Source organism: Kitasatospora sp. NPDC088351, from assembly GCF_040685575.1.
Lineage (GTDB): Bacteria > Actinomycetota > Actinomycetes > Streptomycetales > Streptomycetaceae > Kitasatospora.
The window spans coordinates 1-20,007 of sequence record NZ_JBFBIL010000083.1 but is presented as its reverse complement, the minus strand read 5'-3'; the positions used below and the strand labels follow the sequence as shown (position 1 = coordinate 20,007).

Sequence of the window (20,007 nt, the reverse complement as noted above, 5' to 3'; positions counted from 1 at the left end):
GCCCTTCGGCCCCGGCCTTGCCAGACCGGGGCCGACGGCATGTCCGCCGTCGTGGGGCCGGGGTCGGTGTGGCCGGCGCCGGTGCCGCTGACCGTCGGTGATTGCGGTGGACCGGCTGCCGGGCGTGCGCGGCGACGCTAGGGTGCTGCACGGATCGGGGCGTGGAGAGGGTGGGGGCGGCATGCGATTCCTGTTCGTGCACGGCACCGGGGTACGGCGCGAGGGGTACGACCCGCTGTTCGAGCTGGTCGCCCGCGAGCTGGGTGCCCGGTTCCCGGACGCCGGGGTGGAGCCCTGCTACTGGGGGGACGAGTACGGCGCGACGCTGAGCGCGGGCGGCGCCTCGATCCCGGGCTTCGCCGGCCTGTCCGGCGGCGGCCGGCCGGAGCCCGTCGAGCCCGCGGGGCTGGTCGGCCGGGCGGACGGCGGCTGGACGCTGCTGTTCGTCGATCCGCTCTGCGAGCTGCGTGTCCTGGCCGAACCGCCCGGCGAGGACGACGGGTTCGGCGCGCCCGGCACCCGGACGCCCGGGCAGGCCGTCGGCGAGCACCTGGCCGCGCTCGCCGCCGACACCGTCGATGCCGACGCCGTTTCCGCCGCAGCCGACCAGCTGACCGCCGTCCTGGCCGCCACCGGTCTGGCCCGGCACCTCCCCGGCGCCCTCCAACGGCTCGCCGCCGCCGAGGAGTTCACCGGGGCCTGCGAGCAGGCCGCCGACCCGGCGGCGGCCGCCGAACTCACCGCCGTCACCGCCCGCGCGCTCACGGCCGAACTGCTCACCGCCGCCGGCTCCGAGGCGCTCTGCACCGCCGAGGAGCGCGACCGGCTGGTCGAACTCCTCGCCGACCGCCTCGGCGGCGCCGCCCGCGGACCGCTCGGCCGGACGGCGGGCGTCCTCGGCAAGCTCGGGATGCGCCTCGGCGGCCAGCGGCTGCTGGACCGTCATCGCGGCGCCCTGACCGTCGGCGCCACCCCCGCGCTCGGCGACATCCTGCGCTACCAGGCGCGCGGCGGCCCGCTGCGCGCCTACCTGGCGGAGCGGATCGCCGCCGCCCCGGGCCCGACCGTCGTCATCGGGCACAGCCTCGGCGGCATCGCCCTGGTGGACTCGCTGGCCCTCGCCGCCGCCCGCCGGGAGGCACCGGAGGGGCTGTGCCTGCTGGTCACCGTCGGCTCGCAGGCCCCCTTCCTGCACGAACTCGGCGCGCTCAACGGCCTTGAGCCCGGCGCCGCCCTGCCGCCCGGCTTCCCCGCCTGGCTGAACGTCTACGACCCCGCGGACCTCCTCGGCTACCGGGCCGCCCCGGTCTTCCCCGGCGATGCCAGGGTCACCGACCACGAGGTGACCAGCCGGCAGCCGTTCCCGTACTGCCACAGCGCCTACTTCAAGCTCCCCGCCCTGTACGACCGGATCGCCGCCGCCGTGGCCGGCGCCGCTTCCTGAGCCGGGGTCGCTCCGTCGGCCGGCAGGGTCGCCTGACACGTCGTCCGCCGGAGTCGCCGGGTGACCCTCGCCGCCGACGTCCCCCGTCCGCTGCCCGACCGGGTGTTCGCCGTCGGCACCGAGGCGTGCCGGGCGGGCTCCGAGCCCCCTTACCGACCCGCTCACGAGCGGCAGCACCGGCCCCGGCGAGGGCATGACGGGGTGGGGCATGGCGGTACCGCCTCGGTGAAGAGCGTGGCGGGGGAGCGGGTCAGCCGCGGCGGCTGCCCGGGGCGGCGGGGGCGTTCCCGGTGACGCGGACCGAGCTGAGGATCTGCTGCACCGACTGCAGGGTCCGCTCGGACGGCTTGTTCAGACAGGCCTTCAGTTCGACCACCGTCACCGGGTCGGCCTCGGCGACCGTCCGGTGGCCGAGGAGGGCGAGGGTGCCGCCGAGGCCGAAGCAGTCCTTGTCGAGCCCGGCTTCGGCCGCCGGCTCGCTGGTTCCGGACAGCTTGGCGGCGAGGGTCTGGTCGTCGATCAGTCCGATGGCGATCAGCGCGCCGTCTTCGCCCAGTTCGTCGGCCGGTGCCGTGGCGCACGCGCTCTGCTTCGCCGTGCAGGACGGCCTCACCGTGAGCGGCTGGGAGGCCAGGTAGCCGGTGCTCCGGCGCGGGTCGGCGGCCGGGACGAGCAGGGTGGACCAGCCGATCGGCACGTAGACGACCAGTCCGCCGAGCTCCGGGAAGCCGACGGGCCGCACGGGGTATCCGAAGGCGCCGCCGGGCCCGGCGGAGGTCGGGGCCGGCGAAGCGGTGACGGTCGGGGAAGCGGCGGCGGTCGGCGCCGGCGGCGTGGCCGCCGGACGGATGACCCCGGCCGGCGGCGCGGGCGCGATGGCCGGGGCGGCGGCCAGTGCGGCGGCGACCAGACCGGTGGTCAGCCCGGCCGCGAGCCCGGCGGTCCGCCTGCGGCGACGGGTCCGGGCGGCGCGTTCGAGGACCCGGTCCAGCAGGTCGGCCGGAGGCGGGAGGTGGGGAGCGGCCTGCCGCAGCAGGTACCGCAGCTCCTGCTCCTCCTCCGTGTCGGCGGCCGAAGACCCGCCGGAGCGGCCGGAGCCGGGCCGCTCGAAGCCCGAGCGGTCGAACTCCGAGCGGTCGAACTCCAGGGGGCCGGACTCCGGATGGGTGCCATCAGATCCCGTCACGGCGTCCCCCGTCCAGCATCAGTTCCCGGGAGGGCAGCTTGCCGCGCAGCGCCTGCAAGGCGCGATGGGTCTGGCTCTTGACCGTCCCCGGATTGCAGCCCAGCGCCTCGGCCGTGTCCTCGACGCTGAGGTCCTCGAAGTACCGCAGCACCACCACGGCCCGCTGGCGCGGTGGCAGCGCCCGCACGGCCGCGGCCACCACCTGGCCGACCACCACGTCCTCGAACGGGTCCGTGTGCACCGGGGACTCCGGCAGTTCGCCGTGCGGCAGCTCCCCGTGCCAGCGCCGCCGCCACCAGGAGACGTGCGAGTTCACCAGCACCCGGCGCACGTACGCCTCCGGCCGGTCGATGGAGATCTTCTCCCAGCGGGGCCAGACCTTGGCCAGCGCCGTCTGCAGCAGATCCTCGGCCAGATGCGGATCGCCGGTCAGCAGCCAGGCCATGCGCAGCAGGCGTGGGCTGCGGGCGGCGACGAACTCCTCGAAGTCCGGTGTCGCGTCCCTCATCGTGCCGCCCCCGCCATGGTGTTCCCGTCGTTCCTGTCAGCAGTGCCGGCCGTGCCGGCGGTCGTGGTGTTCGTCTCACGGCTGCATGAACGCGATGGGAGTCCGTACGGGTTGCCTGCCGAAGGCGGCCATTTTTCCGGACGTGTTGGACGGCCCGCGAGCCGGCCGGAACTCGGCCGGGCGGCGGGCGGGCCGTGGGCACCACGATGCGCCCGCCGGTCCCCACCGCACAGGGGCGCGTGGACGGCGCCCTGGCGCACCGCCCCGGCGCGCCGGGGCAGCACGGCGTACCCGCCCACGACGGACGGGCCCGGCCGGGTCAGAGCGTCCCGGTGCCGCGCGGCGTGCCCGCCGGCCCGCGGACGGCGGGTCCGGCCGGATCGACCGGCGTCACCGTCCAGTCCGGGTGGCCCGGCATCGGCGGGGTGCGCCGCCCGTAGAGCCAGTCGGTGAGGAAGCCCGTCAGGTCCTCGCCGGAGACCTCGGAGGCCGTCCGCAGGTAGTCGGCGGTGGTGGCGGTGGCGTACCGGTGCCGTCGGAGGAAGGCCCGCTCGATCCGGTCGAAGGCGGTCGCCCCGACCCGCTCGCGCAGCGCGAACAGCACCAGCGCGCCGCCGGTGTAGCGCTGGCTGTCGAAGAGGTTCACGGCGTTCGGCGCGGCGACCGGCCCGGAGTCGTGGCGCCACTGGTCGCCCCTGGCGTAGAGGTCGCGCATCCGGTCCGTCAGAGCGGTGAAACCGCCCGGGTCCGGCCAGCCGCGCTCGTAGCGGTACATCAGGCCGTAGAAGTCGGCGTGGCCCTCGTTCAGCCAGAGGTCCGCCCAGCTGCGCGGCGAGACGCTGTCACCGAACCACGAGTGGATCAGCTCGTGCATCATGTGCGAGCCGATCGCGGGCTCGGGCCGGCGCAGGAAGTCCGGTTTGTAGAGGGTGAGGGTCTGCGTCTCCAGACCGGTGAAGCCGAAGGCGGCCGGGTCGTCGCTGTTGACGGGCAGCAGCCCGTACGTCTCGAACGGGAAGCGTCCGAGACGCTGTTCGGCCCACTCCAGCTGGGCGGGGGTGAGCGCGAGGGCCGGCTCCAGACCGGCGGCGCGGGCGGTCGGGACGACGTCCCGCAGCGGGAGCCCGTGCGGGCCGGAACGCTCGCGCACGGTGTAGTCGCCGACCGCCACCTGCAGCAGCTCCGTCGCCATCGGCTCACGCGACACGTACCGCCGGGTGGTCCGCCCGTCGCCGGCCGGTTCGGTGGCGGCGAGCCTCCCGTTGGCGACGCCGAGCACGTCGTCCGGCGCGGTGACACTGATCGTGAAGCGGGCCTTGTCGCTCGGGTGGTCGTTGCAGGGGAAGACGGTGTGGGCGCTGTCGGGCTGTCCGGCGACGGCGAAGCCGTCGGGCGTGGGCACCCAGCCGGTGTGCGGCAGCCGGGCCCCCGGGTCGGCCGTGTAGTCGACGGACACCCGCAGCAGGGCGCCCCGCGGCACCGCCCTGGCCGGAACGACGGTCAGCTTCTCGTCGTGCGTGCGGAACGCCGCAGGGCGGCCGTCGACCCGGACGCTTCGGACGTCCAGCCCGAGCGCGTCCAGCTCCAGGCCCGGCAGCGCGGTGAGCGCGCGGGCGGTGAGCACGGTGCGGCCGTCCACGGTGCGGGTGTCGGGCCGGTAGTCGAACGAGAGGTCGTAGGCGAGCGCGTCGTAGCCCGGGTTGCCGAGCGCGGGGAAGACCGGGTCGCCGAGGCCGTCCGCCGCCGCGGCGGACGGCACGGTGGCGCAGAGCACCGCCGAGGCGAGCGCGAGGGCGACGGCGAGGCTGGAACGGGTCCTGGGGATGGTGACCACCGCTTTCGTGTCCTGCTGTTCGGGCCATGGGCCGGGTCCTGGGCGACCGGCGCCGTTGAGTGACCTTACGGACACGGATCGTAGTGGAGGGGCCGGGCGGTCCGGGACGCCTCCGAGGCCTGCGGCGTCCCCCGAACGGGTCAGTCCGGTAGCCGGTCGGCAGCGGACTGTCATAACGTTCGAAGTGCTCCGCCCCCTGACGGACGGGGCCACGGCCGTCGGAGAACCTGGCCAGGTCCGGCGGCCGTCCTTCATGTCCGGGCCCGCCTGCCCGTAGGCTGGGCGGCTGCAACCCACGCTGACGTTCCGGACCGGCAGGAGCAGCCTTGACCAGCCCCGCCCCGAGCTTCCTGGTGATCGGTGAGTGCGTCGCCGACATCGTCCGTACGGACGGCGCGCCCGACCGGGTCCACCCCGGCGGCAGCCCCGCCAACGTCGCGTACGGGCTGGCGCGGCTCGGGCTGCCGACCGCGCTGCTCACCCAGCTCGGCGCCGACCCCAACGGCCGGCTGATCCGGGCGCACCTGGAGTCCGCGGGTGTCACCGTCCTCGCGGACGCCGAGGAGGGTGCCCGGACGCCGTCCGCGGTGGTCGAGCTGGACGAGCACGGCCGGGCGCGCTACACCTTCGACATCGGCTGGACGCTGACGCCGCGCGATCTCCCGTACACGCCGGGCCACTTGCACATCGGGTCCATCGCGGCCGTCGGAGAACCCGGGGCGTCGGCCGTGCTCGCCCTGGTGGAACGCTTCCGCTCCCGGGCCACCGTCAGCTACGACCCGAATGTGCGGCCCGCGCTGATGGGCGAACGGGAGCAGGCCGTCCGGCGGGTCGAACGCTGCGTGGCGCTCAGCGACCTGGTCAAGGCCAGCGACGAGGACCTGGCCTGGCTCTACCCGGGGCAGGACCCGGAGCAGGTGGCCCGGCGCTGGCTCGGCCTCGGCCCGGCCGTGGTCGCCGTCACCCGGGGCGGTGACGGCGCCTTCGCCCTCACCGCGGACGGGCGGCGGGTGGAGGCGGCCGCGGTACCCGTGACGGTCGCCGACACGGTGGGCGCCGGTGACGCCTTCATGGCCGCCCTGTTGCGCGCCCGCCACTCCGGTGCCGCCCTCGCCGAGGCGCTCGTCGAGGCGGTCACGGCCGCCGCCCTCACCGTCACCCGGGCCGGCGCCAACCCGCCCGACGCCGGCGAACTGCGCGCCGCTCTGCGCGCCGGTACGCCGGGCGTCGGCTGAGCCGGGCGCCTACTGGTCTGCCGGTGCCGCCGGTGCCGCCGGTGCCGTTCGCGGCTCCGGTGCGCCCAGCCAACGGGACTGCTGCGCCTCGGAGTCGAAGCTGCGGGCGGCGGTGAGGACGCCGGTGAGGTCGGGGTGGCGGCCGAGGAGGGCGTGGGCCCGGGTCAGGGCGTCCGGCGTGAGCCGGCGGGTGAGACCGAGGTGCGGGGACCAGCGGCCGGGGACGTAGTGCGGGTCGGGTTCCTCGGCGTCGGCGAGGATCTGCCAGACCCGGTGGTGGAGCAGGATCAGGTCCACGGTGGGCACGACCGACCAGGAGAGCACCCGGCGCCTGCTGCGTGCGGCGAAGGAGAGCAGGCCGGTCAGCCGGACGGTCAACGGCAGTGCGTCGGCGAGGAGTTCGTCGAGCCGCGCCGGGGCGTCGGCCGGCATCCGGGCGCAGGAGGCCAGGGTGAGGTGCGGGCGGTGGTCGGGGTGGGTGTTGTGGGCGAGGCTGTCCACGCCGCCGTCGGCGAGCGTCTGCCAGACCGCGCGTACGGCGCGGTCGAAGGAGGCGTCGCAGACCAGCTCAACGGTCTGCATGGACGGGCGCCGTGATGTCCTTGCCGTACCAGACCTGGGCGTACGGCCCGCTGCTGTACGCCGGGATCTCGCGGTATCCGTGTCGCGAGTAGAGCGCGCGGGCCTCGACCAGGTCGAGCCGGGTGTCCAGCACGATCCGCTCGGCGCCGAGCGCGCGGGCGGCCTCGTCCACGGCGGCCAGCAGCCGGGCGCCGCCGCCGGTGCCGCGCAGACCGGGCCGGACGAAGACCCTGGTCAGCTCGACCGTGCGGGCGTCCCGCACCCGCAGACCGGCACAGGACTGGGCCTCGCCGCGGTAGCGGCCGAGCAGGAAGAGCCCGGTGGGCCCGGCGAGGTCGTCACTCGGCGAGCCGGCCAGGCCGGCCTCGATCTCCTCGGGCGTGCCCTCGCGGCCGAGGTGCAACCGGTAGTACCGGTTGGCGACATCGGTGTAGTACTCGCGCAGCAGCGCCAGCGCCTCCTCGGAGCCGACATCGGCCCGGGCGACGGCCCAGGGATCGGTGGTACGCGGCGCACTGTTCGTCATGCGCGCATTATCGGTGGCGGCCCACCCCGCCCGCGAACCGTTTTCCCAGGCCGACGGGGGTGCGCCCGCCGCCCGGGCTAGGCTGCCGAGCGTGAACCCGAGCCCGGATCCCGGGCGCACCACGCGGGGCCCGCGCTGCTGCACCGGGTGCACCCCGGACGGGGGCTGGTGGACGCGGACTTCGCCGTGCTGGCCGCGTGGGCGGAGGGTCTGCGGGGCGGCTCCCGTGCTTAGCCCGCGGGGGTGACGAGGGGGTTGGCCGAGGGGTGGCACGGGGGAGCAGTGCTGCATGGACAAAATGGCAGATAATCAGATTAATGGGGGATCGAAGGGCCGTCACCGAGCAGGCCGCCGGGCCGGGGCCGGTCTGGTGGCGGCCGTCTGCCTGACGGCCGTGATGGCGGGCTGCGCCGCACCGTCCGGGCAGGGCGGGAGGCCCTCCCGCACCGCCGCGAGCACCGCCGCCGCAGCGGACGAGAGCGAGGCGGCCGACCGCGGCGGGCCCCGGCCCCCGGCCGCGCCGCTGGGGATGCCGGGCCTGGCCCGGCAGGAGGAGGAGCGCGGCGGTGAGGCGCTCGCCCGCCGGGAGGCCGCCGTCCGGGCCAGGCTGGAGGCCGTCCACCGCTGGGGTCTGGAGCGGGTGCCGCTGCCCGCGCCGCAGCGTCCGGCGAGCAGGCCGGAACTGCGGCCGGCCCAGGGCGTGAAGCTCAGCGACGGGCGGCCACCGGTGGTCTACCGCGTCCCGACCGACGAGAAGATCGTCTTCCTGACCGTCGACGACGGCGCCGAGAAGGATCCCGCCTTCTCCCGGATGGCGAAGGAACTGGGGATCCCGCTCAGCACCTTCGTCGCCGACTACCTGGCCCGCTCCGACTACGGCTACTTCCGCAACCTCGCCGCCCAGGGCGCCGCCGTCAACAACCACACCATCAACCACCGCAACCTCAAGGTGCTCGGCTACGACGTGCAGCACGACGAGATCTGCCGCCAGCAGGACCAGCTGGAGCAGCAGATCGGCGCCCGCCCCCGGCTGTTCCGGCCGCCGTACGGCGAGTACAACGACGACACGCTGCGCGCCGCCGCCTCCTGCGGCATCGAGGCGGTGCCGCTCTGGAACGAGGAGGCCTTCCCCGACCGCATGGAGTACCGCTACGCCGACCAGCGCCTGCACCCGGGCGACATCATCCTCACCCACTTCCGGGGCACCGACCTCTGGCGCGGCACCATGCCCGACCTGCTCCGCAAGGTCGTGAACGACGTCACCGCGCAGGGCTTCGCGCTCGCCCGCCTGGACGACTACCTGTAGGCCCGTCGGCGGGGCGTCACTGGAGCGAGAGGGCGTCGAGGTAGACCCAGGCGCCCTCGTGGCGGACGAAGCGGCTGTGCTCGGTGAGGACGCCCTCCTCGCGGCCCTCGGTGTAGTGGGCGCGGAAGGCGACCGTGCCCTCGCTGTGGAAGGGGCCGCCGTCGGTGCTGGAGAGCACCTCCAGCCGGACCCAGCGCAGCGCGGGGTCGAAGTCGACGGTGGCGGGCCGGGTGTCGGGGTGCCAGCTGCGCAGCAGGTACGCCTCGTCCTGGGCGGCGAAGGCGCTGAACCGGGAGCGCATCAGGGCCTCGGCGGTGGCGGCCGCGGCCTGGCCCCGGTGCAGCCGGCCGCAGCACTCGGCGTAGGCGGCGGGCAGCCCGCACGGGCAGGGCGAGGAGGGCAGCAGCCGGGGGGCGGTGGCTCGGGGCGTGGCGCGGGCGGCGGAGCGGCGTCGGGACATGGCGTCCATTCTCGCCCCTCGCCGGAGTGCCCCGCGCCCTGGCCCGCTCACGCCCCGCTCCCCGCCCCGTTCCGGCGGTCAGCGGGCCCGGTCGAGGAAGCGCCGCAGGCGGTCCGCGAGGCCGTCGGACGGGACGGTCGCCGCGAACCAGGCGGCCTCGACGGCCAGGCCCTCGTCGATCGGCAGGCTGATGCCGCGGGTGACGGCGGCCGTGGACCGGCTGACGGTGGCCTGGGAGGAGCACTCCCGCAGGCTCGCGGCCGGCCCGGCCTGAGGCCTGTCCGAAGGAGGCCGGCCCGCCGGTCCCGCGCGCCGACACCTGAACCCGGACAGCCCGGGCAGGCCCGCGCGAGGACATGGCAGAGGGAAAAGAGCAGGTCAAGGCGGAGGCGCCAAAGACGCCGCGCGACCGAGAGCTGACGCCTCGTCCGTTGCTGCGACGACCGTAGCGTCAGAAGACCCGGATGTCACGGGCACTGACAATCTGTACGAAATCGTCAACGAACCGTCACACCTCGGCACCGTTGAGTGGCAAAGAGAAAGTGATCTTTCCGGCATATCGAACGAGTGACGGAAATGTGCTGGTCATCCGGAGATCTTTACCCCACCATCTCCGAGGGCACACCGCCCATTTCTCGCCGACCACAAGTCGGCGCAGGGCCATCCCTCAGGAGAGTTGATGAGTTCGACGGGACTTCCTCCACTGGACCCGGCAGCCTCGCTGGCCGATCTGGTCGACGCGCAGGTCAGACGGACCCCCGATGCCATCGCCGTGATCGACGGCGAGCGGCGTCTGACCTACCGCGAACTGGCCGCGGCCGTGGACACGGTGGCGGGCCGGCTGGCCGGCGCCGGGGTGGGCGCCGAGACCCTGGTGGGGGTCTGCCTACCGCGAACGGCGGACCTGGTGGTCACGCTGCTGGCGGTGCTGCGCGCGGGCGGCGCCTACGTACCGCTGGACCCGGCGTACCCGCGCGACCGGCTGGAACTGGTGATCGGCGACGCCCAGGCACCCGTCGTGGTCACCGACCGGGCGCACGAGCACCTGCTGTCCGCCGCCGGTGCCGCGCTGCTCCACGTCGACGGGGACGGCCCCGCCGCGCCCCTCGCGCCGGCGGGCGGCGCCGACGCGCTGGCGTACGTCCTGTACACCTCCGGCTCCACCGGCCGGCCGAAGGGCGTCTCGGTCACCCAGCGCGGCGTCAACGCCATGCTGCGCTGGGCCGCGCGCACCTACACGCCGTCCGACCTGGCCGGGGTGCTGTTCGGCACCTCGGTCTGCTTCGACATCTCGGTGTACGAGTTGTTCCTCCCGCTCGCGGTCGGCGGCACCGTCGTGGTGGCCGAGAACGTCCTTGCGCTGCCGGAGCTGTCCGCCCGCGACGAGGTCACCCTGGTCAACACCGTGCCCAGCGCCATGGCGGCGCTGCTGCGCGGCGGCGGCCTTCCCGGCGGCGGGGGTCTGCCGGGCGGCGTACGGGTCGTCAACCTGGCGGGCGAGGCGCTACCACGCCATCTGGCCGACCAGGTCTACGCCCAGCCCCAGGTCGAACGCCTGTACAACCTCTACGGGCCGACCGAGGACACCGTCTACTCCACCTGGTCGCTGGTCGGCCGGGACGAGCCCGGCGAGCCCCTGATCGGCCGCCCGCTCGACGGCACCACCGGCCATGTGCTCGACGAGCGGCGGACCGCCGTCCCGGACGGCGGGATCGGCGAGCTCTACCTCTCCGGCGAGGGCCTGGCCCGTGGCTACCACGGCCGCCCGGACCTCACCGAGGAGCGCTTCGTCACCGTCGGCGGCGAACGCTGCTACCGCACCGGCGACCTGGTGCGCCGCCTGCCGAACGGCGAGCTGGAGTACCACGGCCGGGTCGACCACCAGGTCAAGGTGCGCGGCTTCCGGGTCGAACTCGGCGAGATCGAGGCCGTGCTCGCCGCCCACCCCGCGGTCGAGGCCGCCGCCGCCGTCGTCCAGCAGGACGAGGCCGGCGACTACCTGGCCGCCTTCGTCCAGCCCGCCCCGGGCACGGCCGAGCCGACCCCCGCCGAGCTGCGGGCCCACTGCGCCGCCGCGCTGCCCGGCTACATGGTGCCGCTGGCCGTCGGCGTGCTGGCGCGGCTGCCGCTCACCCCCAACGGCAAGACCGACCGCAAGGCGCTGCCGCCCGCCGCCCGCAGCCGCGCCGGGCAGGAGCTGTTCGTCGCCCCCCGCACGCCCGTCGAGGAGCGCATCGCCGAACTCTGGCGCGGCGTCCTCGGCGTCCCCCAGGTCGGTGTGCACGACGTCTTCCTCGACCTCGGCGGCCACTCGCTGCTCGCCGCCGGGGTGCTCGCCCGGATCGAGCGCGAGTACGGCACCCGGGTGCCGCTCGGCGAGTTCTTCGCCGCGCCGACCGTCGCCGCGCTCGCCGTCCGGGTCGCGAACGGCGGCGGCGGACGTCCGTCCGTCGCACCCCCCAAGCGTGAGGCCGAACTGCCCGCCCGCGCCACCGGTTTTCAGCGCGAGCTCTGGCTGCACGAGTCCGTCCAGCCCGGCAGCTCGCTCTACAACGTCCCGCTGCGGATCCACGCCGCCGGCGCCCTCGACCGGACCGCCCTCGGCCGCGCGCTGACCGAGGTGGTCCGCCGGCACGAGGTGCTGCGCACCGCGCTGACCGGCCGCGACGGCGACCCGGTCGCCGAGATCCGCCCGCCGTACGCCGTCGAGGTGCCGCTGCTCGACCTCACCGGCGCCGACGAGGAGAAGCTCGACGCCGCGCTGCGCGCCGAGGCCGCCCGGCCGCTGGACCTCACCGGGGGCCGGCTGCTGCGCGCCCTCGCCCTGCGCACCGGTGCGGACGCGCACGAACTGCTGATCACCGTCCACCACGCCGCGATGGACGGCTGGGCCGCCGGCCTGCTGCTCGCCGAGCTCGGCCGCGCCTACCAGGACGGCGAACTCGCCGAGCCCGACCTGCAGTTCTCCGACGTCGCCCGCTGGGAGGAGCGCGCCGACGAGGCCGCCCGCGAGGACGCGCTGCGCTGGGGCGAGCACCTGCTCGGCGTCGAGGTCGAACAGCACCTGCCCGGCGACCGGCCGCACCCCAACCCGCACGACACCGCGGGGCGCCGGATCGCCCGCCGGCTCGACACCGGCCTGGTCCGCTCGGCCGAGCGCTGGGCCGCCCAGGAGGGCGCCAGCCTCTACATGGCGGTGCTGGCCGCCCTCGGCGGGGTGCTGCACCGCTACACCGGCCGCACCGATGTCGCCGTGCTCAGCCCGTTCGCGGTCCGCCCGGTCCCCGAGCTGGAGCAGGTGCTCGGGTCGCTGATCAACACGGTGGCGCTCCGCTTCGGCGTGGCCGGCACCGACACCTTCCGCGACCTGGTCGCCCGGGTCCGCCCGGTGGTGCTGGACGCCGCCGAGCACAGCGGATTCCCGTTCCTGGAGCACGCCCGCCGGGTGGGCACCCCGGCCGGGCTGACCGCCTCGCCGATCGCCCAGGTCATGCTCGCGGTCCAGAACCACCCCGTGGCCGGGGTCGAACTGCCGGGGCTCAGCCTGCGGTTCGTCGCCGAGGTGTGCAACGGCACGGCCAAGACCGACCTCTCGCTGTTCCTGGAGTTCCCGGCCGAGGGCCCGCTGCTCTCGGCCGAGTACCGCACCTCGCGCTACGACGAGCGGTCCGTCCTGGCCGCGCTCGACCACCTGACCGCGCTGCTCGGTGCGGCCGTCGCCGAACCCGACCGCCCGCTCGGCGAGCTGGCGATGCTCACGCCCGCCGAACTGGCCGCCGCCACCGAGCAGGTCAACCGCACCGAGGCGGCGGTGCCCGACGCCGGGCTGCACGAGCTGGTCGCCGCCCAGGCCGCCCGCACCCCGCAGGCCGTCGCCGTCTCGGCCGCCGACGGCACCCTCGACTACGCCGGACTCGACGCCGCCGCGGGCCGGCTGGCCCATCTGCTCGGCGAGCACGGCGCCGGCCCCGGGGCCCTGGTCGCGGTCGCCGTCCGGCGTGGCCGGCTGCTCCCCGCAGCCCTCCTCGGCGTCCTGCGCAGCGGTGCCGCGTACCTGCCGCTCGACATCGACCAGCCGCTCGCCCGCAACCGGGCGGTGCTCGACGACGCCGGGATCACCCTGCTGGTCGCCGAACAGGCCACCGCAGGCGACGAGCTGTTCGCCGGACGCACCGTCGTCCTGGCCGACGGCCCGGAGGCCGCCGCGGCCCCCGAGGCGCGGTCGGCCGCGGTCGGCCCGGAGGACCCGGCCTACCTGCTCTACACCTCCGGCTCCACCGGCCGCCCCAAGGGCGTCTCCGTGTCGCACCGCGCCATCGTCAACTTCCTCGCCTCGATGGGCCGCGAACCCGGCCTCACCGAGCGGGACGTGATGGCCGCCGTCACCACCGTCACCTTCGACATCGCCGGCCTGGAACTCTGGCTGCCCCTGGTCACCGGCGCCCGGGTCGAGATCGCCGACCGCGCCACCGCCACCGACGGGCACGCGCTCGCCGACTGGCTGGACCGGTGCGGCATCACCCACCTCCAGGCCACCCCCGCCACCTGGCGGATGCTGCTGGAGGCCGGCTGGGCCGGCCGCCCCGCCCTGACCGCCCTGTGCGGCGGCGAGGCGCTCACCGCCGACCTCGCCGAGGCCCTGCTCGGCCGCACCGAAACGCTGTGGAACCTGTACGGGCCGACCGAGACCACCGTCTGGTCCACCGCTCAGCGGGTCACCGCCGAACTCGCCGCCCACGGCGGCGTGGTGGCGCTCGGCAAGCCCATCGCCAACACCCGGCTGCACCTCCTGGACGTCAACGGGCAGCCCGTCCCGGCCAACGGCATCGGCGAACTCTGCATCGCCGGCGCCGGCGTCGCCCTCGGCTACCACGGCCGGCCCGACCTCACCGCCGAACGCTTCGTCCCGGAGCCCGGCGGCCCCGAGGACGCGCTGATGTACCGCACCGGCGACCTCGCCTGCCGCCGCTACGACGGACGGCTGGAGTACCACGGCCGCACCGACGCCCAGGTCAAGCTGCGCGGCTTCCGGATCGAACTCGGCGAGATCGAGGCCGCGCTCACCGCCGTCCCCGGCGTCACCGCGGGTGCGGTCCGGCTGGTCGAGACCCCCGCCGGACCGGCCCTCGCCGGCTACGCCGTCACCGACGGCACCCTCGCCGAGGACACGCTGCGCACCGTCCTCACCGACCGGCTGCCCGACTACATGGTGCCCGCCGCGCTCGTCCTGCTCGACGCGCTGCCGGTGACCCCCAGCGGCAAGGTGGACCGGGCGGCCCTGCCCGTCCCGCGGCTCGGCGGCGCCGGCGCACCGCCCGAGGGCGACTGCGAGGAACTGCTCGCCGACATCTGGCAGGAGGTCCTCGGCATCGAACGGGTCTCCCGGCACGACGACTTCTTCTCGGTCGGCGGCCACTCGCTGCTCGCCACCCGGCTGGCCGCCCGGGTCCGTGACACCTTCGACCTCGACCTGCCGCTGCGCACCGTCTTCGAGGCCCGCACCCTGGCCGCGATGGCCCGCCGAATAGAGGACCTCCTGCTCGACCAGATCGACGGCCTGGACGACTTCGACGACGTCGACGATCTCGACGGACTCGACGCACTCGCCAGAGCCCACGGCACCGACGCACCTGAAGACCCGGGCACCGAGCCGAACCCGGCCGTCGGCGCCCTGACGGGGGAGAACGCATGACCGACCAGACCACCAGCGGCGCCCGTCCGGACCCGGACGCCAGACGCCAGGAACTCCTGCGCCGCCGCCTCGCCCAGGCCAAGGCCGCCAAGGCCGCCGCCAGACCCGTCCAGCAGGGCATCGCGCCCCGCCCCGACGGCACCCCGGCACCGCTCTCGTCCGCCCAGCGCCGGATGTGGTTCCTCGCGCAGTACGAACCGGACAGCGCCGCCTACCACATCCCCCTCGCCCTGCACCTCGACGGCGAGCCCGACCCCGCCGCCCTCGGCGCCGCCCTCACGGACGTGCTCGCCCGGCACGAGGTGCTGCGCACCGTCTACCCGACGGTCGACGGCGACGTCCGGCCCGAACTGCTGGACGCCACCCGCTTCACCCTCGCCACCGCCGACGTCCCCGCCGGCCAGGTGGCGGCGCGGCTGGACGAGGAGGCCCGGCGCCCGTTCGACCTCGCCGCCGACCTGCCGCTGCGCGCCGCCCTGCTGCGCACCGGCGACGGCGCCGTGCTCAGCCTGGTGCTGCACCACATCGCCGCCGACGGCTGGTCCATCGGCGTGCTCTTCGACGACCTCGGCACCGCCTACACGGCCCGCCGCGAGGGCCGGGCGCCCGCCTTCGAACCGCTGCCCGTCCAGTACGCCGACGTCGCGCACTGGCAGCAGACCGAACTGGCCGGCGAACTGGCCCGCCAGGAGGCCTGGTGGCAGGAGCGTCTGCGCGGCGCCACCGCCACCGTCACCGTGCCCACCGACCGCCCCCGGCCCGCCGTGGCCGGCACCCGCGGCGAGCGGATCACCGTCGAACTCGGCGCCGACCGCACCCGCCGCATCCGGGCGCTCGCCGAAGGGACCGGCGGCACCGCCTACATGGTGCTGCTCGCCGCGCTGCAGACCGTCCTCGCCCGCTACACCGGCGCGGAGGACGTGGTCGTCGGCACGCCCGTCGCCGGACGCACCCGCAGCGAGACCGAGCCGCTGGTCGGCTGCTTCGTCAACACCCTGGCGATGCGCACCGACCTCTCCGGCGACCCGACCGTCCGGCAGCTGCTGGAGCGCGTCCGGGAGGGCACCCTCGGCGCCTTCGGCCACCAGGACCTGCCGTTCGAGCGCCTGATCGACGCGCTCGGCCTGGACCGCGAACTCGCCCACACCCCGCTGTTCCAGGTCATGCTCAACGTCCACAACCAGGCCGAGGCCAAGCCCACGCTGCCCGGCCTGGAGGTGGACTGGCAGCCCGTCGGCACCGACACCGCCAAGTTCGACCTCTCCGTCGCGGTCGTCGACAACGGCGGCGAACTGGTCGCCGACCTGGTCTGGCGGACCGAGCTGTACGACGAGCCGACCATCCGGCGGGTCTTCGGCCACCTCACCACCGTGCTCGACGCGATGGCCGCCGGCCCGGACCGCCCGGTCGCCGAACTGCCCCTGCTCACCCCCGCCGAAGAGCGCCGGCTCGCCGAGTGGGACGACACCCGGCGCGACTGGGACCTCGGCGGCACCCTGCACGGCCTGGTCGAGGAACAGGTGCGCCGCACCCCCGACGCGCCCGCCGTCCGCGGCGCCGACGGCGTGCTCGGCTACGCCGAACTCGACCACCGGGCCAACGCCCTGGCCCACCGGCTGCGCGAACTCGGGGTCGGCCCGGACCGCCCGGTCGGCCTGCTGGTGGAGCGCTCGGCCGCGCTGGTCGTCGGCATGCTCGGCATCCTCAAGGCCGGCGGCGCCTACCTGCCGCTCGACCCGGTCTACCCGGACGAGCGGATCCGCGCGCTGCTCACCGCCGCGGGGGCCGCCGCCGTCGTCACCACCGACGACCTGCTCGCCCGGCTCGACGGCACGCCCGTACCGGCCGCCGTGCTGGACCCGCTCTCCACCCCCGCCGCCCCCTGCGCGGCACCCGAGGTGAACGTCCGCCCGGACCACCTCTGCTACGTCGTCTTCACCTCCGGCTCCACCGGCGCACCCAAGGGCGTCGCCGTCGAGCACCGCAACTACCGCAACTACCTGCACGGTCTGCGCGAACGCGTCGGCGCCGGCACCGAGGGCTGGAACTGGGCGCTGGTCTCCACCTTCGCCGCCGACCTCGGCACCACCAACGTGTTCGGCGCGCTCACCGGCGGCGGCTGCCTCCACCTGCTCACCCGTGACCAGGCCACCGACCCGGACGCCTTCGCCGCCTACACGGCCGCCCACCGGATCGACGCCATGAAGCTGGTCCCGAGCCACCTGGAGGGCCTGGCCGCGCACGGCGGAGCCCTCGGCGGCATCCTGCCCGCCCGGCTGCTGATCTGCGCGGGCGAGGCGCTGCGGCCCGACCTGGTCGCCCGGATCCGCGCGGCCCGGCCCGACCTGCTGCTGCACAACCACTACGGCCCGACCGAGACCACGGTGTCGATGCTCGGCACCCCCGTCCCGGCGGACCTCGGGGACGCCGTCACCGCACCGCTCGGACTGCCCTTCGGCAATGTCGGCGCCCATCTGCTCGACGCCCGGCAGCGGCCGGTGCCGGTCGGCGTCCCCGGTGAGCTGTACGTCTCCGGCGGCGGCGTCGCCCGCGGCTACCTCGGCCGGGACGACCTCACCGCCGAGCGCTTCGCCGTCGTCGGCGGCCGGCGCACCTACCGCACCGGCGACCTGGTCCGGCGGCGCGCCGACGGCGCCATCGAGTTCCTCGGCCGGGTCGACCACCAGGTCAAGATCCGCGGCTACCGGGTCGAGATCGGCGAGGTCGAGGCCGAACTGACGCTCCGTCCCGAGGTCCGCGAGACCGTGGTGGTCGCCCGCGGCGAGGGCGCCGCCCGGAACCTCGTCGGGTACGTCGTGCCCGCGGACCCGGCCGCCGCCCCCGACCCCGGCGAACTGCGCGCCGCGCTGCGCACCCGGCTGCCCGACTACATGGTGCCCGCCGCCCTGGTCGTGCTGGACGCCCTGCCGCTGAACGCCAACGGCAAGGTGGACCGGGCCGCCCTGCCGGAGCCGGTCGCGGTCCAGCCGGTCTCCGGTGGAGGCGAGTTGGTGACGGAGAGCGAGCACGAGGTGGCCGCCGCCTACCGTCAGGTGCTGGTCGTCGAGGAGATCGGCGCGGCGGACGACTTCTTCGCGCTCGGCGGTGACTCCTTCTCCGCCGTGCACACCGTCCGCCTGATCGGCCGCGGCCTCTCCGTCATCGACCTGTTCCAGCAGCCCACCGTGCGTGAACTCGCGGCCCTGCTCGACGCCCGGGCCGGCGGCGCGGTGGACCAGGGCCCGCGCAGCCTGCTGCACAAGCTCACCCGGGGCAACGCGCCGGCCGAGGTCAGCGTGGTCTGCGTCCCCTACGGCGGCGGCAGCCCGATCACCTTCCAGCCGCTCGCCGACGCCCTGCCGGCCGGCCACCGGCTGTACGCCGTCGAGCTGCCCGGCCACGATCCGAGCCGTCCCGACGACGAGCTCACCGAACTCGAACTCCTCGCCGACCGGCTGACCGAGCAGATCACCGAGCGGATCGACGGCCCGGTGGTGCTGTACGGCCACTGCCTCGGCGGCGCGCTCGCCACCGCCCTGGGCTCCCGGCTGGAGGCGGCCGGGATGGACCTGCGCGGGGTCGCCCTCGGCGGGACGTTCCCGGCGGCCCGGCTGCCCGGCCGGTTCGCCGAGTGGATGGCCAAGCGGCTGCCGGGCGACCGGATGCTCTCCAACCGTTCCTACCTCGACTACCTGCGCGCCATGGGCGGCTTCACCGACGTCTACGACCAGGCCGAACAGGACTTCCTGGTCCGGGCGTTGCGCCACGACGTCCGGCAGGCCGAGGACTTCTACACCCGGGCGTACGGGGACGGGCGGCCGCCGAAGGTCACGGCGCCGATCCTGTGCGTGGTCGGCGAGAAGGACCGCGCCACCCAGCTGTACCAGGAGCGGTACGCCGAGTGGGAGCACTTCGGCGACACCGTCGACCTGGCCGTCATCCCGCGCGCCGGGCACTACTTCCTCAAGCACCAGGCCGACGACCTCGCCCGGGTGATCTCCGAGTTCACCGCCACCGGCGGGGTGGCCGCGGAGGTCGACGCCAAGCGGCCGCCGGCCAAGGTCGAGCTGGGCACCTTCGCCAAGGTCGCGATCGGGCAGTTCGTCTCGATGGTCGGCACCAGTCTCTCGACCTTCGCCCTCGGTGTCTGGGTCTACCAGCAGACCGGTTCCGCCTTCGACTTCGCGATGATCTCGGTGGTCGCGGTGCTGCCCGCGGTGCTGCTGCTGCCGATCGCGGGCGCGCTCGCCGACCGGGTGGACCGCCGGAAGATCATGATCGTCACGGACACCGTGGCGGCGGCCGGCATGCTCTCCCTCGGGGGGCTGCTCTGGGCCGATCTGCTGGAGGTCTGGCACATCTATCTGGTGGCCTGCACCGGGGCGGTCTGCTCGGCCTTCCAGCGCCCGGCCTATCTGGCCGCGATCACCCAACTGGTGCCCAAGCGCTACCTCGGGCAGGCCAACGGCCTCGCCCAGCTCGGCACCGGTGCGGGCGACATGATGGCCGTTCTGGCCGGTGGTGTGCTGGTCTCGCTGATCGGCCTGCACGGCGTGGTGCTGTTCGACATGGTGACCTTCCTGACCGGTGTCACCTGCCTGCTCATGGTCCGCTTCCCGGACGCGATGTTCGACAAGCAGGAGGAGCCGCTGCTGCGCGAGGTGGTCACCGGCTGGCGCTACATCGTGCGGCGGCACAGCCTGGTCGCCCTGGTGGTCTTCTTCGTGGTGTTCAACTACCTGTTCGCCGTCGCCACCGTGCTGATCACCCCGATGGTCCTGGCCAGCGGCACGGCCGTCCAGCTCGGCGTCATCACGGCCATCGGCGGTGTGGGCGCGCTGACCGGCGGGCTGGTGATGGCCCTGTGGGGCGGTACCCGGCGCCGGGCGATCGGCATGATCGGTTTCACCTCGGTGGTCGGCCTGGCGGCGATCGTGGCCGGCAGCCGCCCGCAGGCCGCGCTGACCGCGTGCGGACTCTTCGTCCTCTGGGCGTCGATGATGATCCTCAACTCGCACTGGATGGCGCTGATCCAGACCAAGGTCGGCATGGAGCTCCAGGGCCGGGTCCTGGCCACCAACCAGATGCTGGCGATGTCGATGATGCCGCTCGGCTTCCTCACCGCCGGGCCGCTCTCCGATGATCGTGCTGCTGCCTTCATATCAGAGGTGGCGCGGGGATCGAATCCTTCGAATGGCGGGGTAGTCGTCAGCGACGCGGCTCCCAACGGAAGT

At 75.0% G+C, this 20,007-nt stretch carries 11 protein-coding genes; 5 read left to right on the top strand and 6 right to left on the bottom strand.

What is annotated here, in order from left to right; genetic code table 11:
* Positions 1-181 precede the first annotated feature (181 nt).
* On the top strand, positions 182-1,444 hold the full coding sequence (locus AB0P06_RS34180) for a hypothetical protein (protein ID WP_363614397.1): 1,263 nt from the start codon (positions 182-184) through the stop codon (positions 1,442-1,444).
* Between the two features lie 250 nt (positions 1,445-1,694).
* Here AB0P06_RS34180 and AB0P06_RS34175 read toward each other — a convergent pair whose 3' ends face one another.
* The 3 genes from AB0P06_RS34175 to AB0P06_RS34165 form a co-directional block, all read right to left on the bottom strand.
* Entirely contained in the window at positions 1,695-2,630 is a 936-nt protein-coding gene (locus AB0P06_RS34175) for a hypothetical protein (protein WP_363614396.1), read from the bottom strand.
* Entirely contained in the window at positions 2,617-3,138 is a 522-nt protein-coding gene (locus tag AB0P06_RS34170; protein ID WP_363614394.1) for a SigE family RNA polymerase sigma factor, read from the bottom strand. Before AB0P06_RS34170 ends, AB0P06_RS34175 begins: the two co-directional genes overlap by 14 nt.
* Before the next feature lie 319 nt (positions 3,139-3,457).
* Entirely contained in the window at positions 3,458-4,912 is a 1,455-nt protein-coding gene (locus tag AB0P06_RS34165) for a M1 family metallopeptidase (protein WP_363614415.1), read from the bottom strand.
* Positions 4,913-5,298: 386 nt separating this feature from the next.
* Here AB0P06_RS34165 and AB0P06_RS34160 point away from each other — a divergent pair, with 386 nt between their 5' ends.
* A complete protein-coding gene (locus AB0P06_RS34160; RefSeq protein WP_363614392.1) occupies positions 5,299-6,207 on the top strand; it encodes a carbohydrate kinase in 909 nt (302 codons plus the stop codon).
* Between the two features lie 9 nt (positions 6,208-6,216).
* Here AB0P06_RS34160 and AB0P06_RS34155 read toward each other — a convergent pair whose 3' ends face one another.
* The gene (locus AB0P06_RS34155) at positions 6,217-6,789 is read right to left on the bottom strand and encodes a 2'-5' RNA ligase family protein (RefSeq protein ID WP_363614390.1); all 573 of its coding nucleotides are present in this window, start codon (positions 6,787-6,789) and stop codon (positions 6,217-6,219) included.
* Entirely contained in the window at positions 6,776-7,315 is a 540-nt protein-coding gene (locus AB0P06_RS34150; protein ID WP_363614388.1) for a GNAT family N-acetyltransferase, read from the bottom strand. Before AB0P06_RS34150 ends, AB0P06_RS34155 begins: the two co-directional genes overlap by 14 nt.
* A gap of 298 nt (positions 7,316-7,613) precedes the next feature.
* On the opposite strand from AB0P06_RS34150, the gene AB0P06_RS34145 reads away from it, so the two are divergent.
* Positions 7,614-8,621 carry a polysaccharide deacetylase family protein gene (locus AB0P06_RS34145; RefSeq protein ID WP_363614386.1) on the top strand — a complete coding sequence of 336 codons (1,008 nt, stop codon included), beginning with the start codon at positions 7,614-7,616 and terminating at the stop codon, positions 8,619-8,621.
* 16 nt (positions 8,622-8,637) lie between these two features.
* Here the strand turns inward: AB0P06_RS34145 and AB0P06_RS34140 are convergent, their stop codons facing one another.
* On the bottom strand, positions 8,638-9,081 hold the full coding sequence (locus AB0P06_RS34140; RefSeq protein WP_363614384.1) for a YchJ family metal-binding protein: 444 nt from the start codon (positions 9,079-9,081) through the stop codon (positions 8,638-8,640).
* A 679-nt stretch (positions 9,082-9,760) separates the two neighbouring features.
* Here AB0P06_RS34140 and AB0P06_RS34135 point away from each other — a divergent pair.
* Positions 9,761-14,773, top strand: coding sequence for an amino acid adenylation domain-containing protein (locus AB0P06_RS34135; RefSeq protein ID WP_363614382.1), 5,013 nt, complete (start codon positions 9,761-9,763; stop codon positions 14,771-14,773).
* Positions 14,770-20,007 (top strand): amino acid adenylation domain-containing protein (locus AB0P06_RS34130; protein WP_363614380.1); only part of this gene is annotated, 5,238 nt, incomplete at its 3' end. The genes AB0P06_RS34135 and AB0P06_RS34130, both read left to right, overlap by 4 nt.

Coding starts and splice junctions, on each gene's coding strand:
- AB0P06_RS34140 (WP_363614384.1), bottom strand. CDS start 9,081: ATGTCCCGACGCCGCTCCGCCGCCCGCGCCACGCCCCGAGCCACCGCC.
- AB0P06_RS34135 (WP_363614382.1), top strand. CDS start 9,761: ATGAGTTCGACGGGACTTCCTCCACTGGACCCGGCAGCCTCGCTGGCC.
- AB0P06_RS34170 (WP_363614394.1), bottom strand. CDS start 3,138: ATGAGGGACGCGACACCGGACTTCGAGGAGTTCGTCGCCGCCCGCAGC.
- AB0P06_RS34155 (WP_363614390.1), bottom strand. CDS start 6,789: ATGCAGACCGTTGAGCTGGTCTGCGACGCCTCCTTCGACCGCGCCGTA.
- AB0P06_RS34180 (WP_363614397.1), top strand. CDS start 182: ATGCGATTCCTGTTCGTGCACGGCACCGGGGTACGGCGCGAGGGGTAC.
- AB0P06_RS34150 (WP_363614388.1), bottom strand. CDS start 7,315: ATGACGAACAGTGCGCCGCGTACCACCGATCCCTGGGCCGTCGCCCGG.
- AB0P06_RS34145 (WP_363614386.1), top strand. CDS start 7,614: ATGGCAGATAATCAGATTAATGGGGGATCGAAGGGCCGTCACCGAGCA.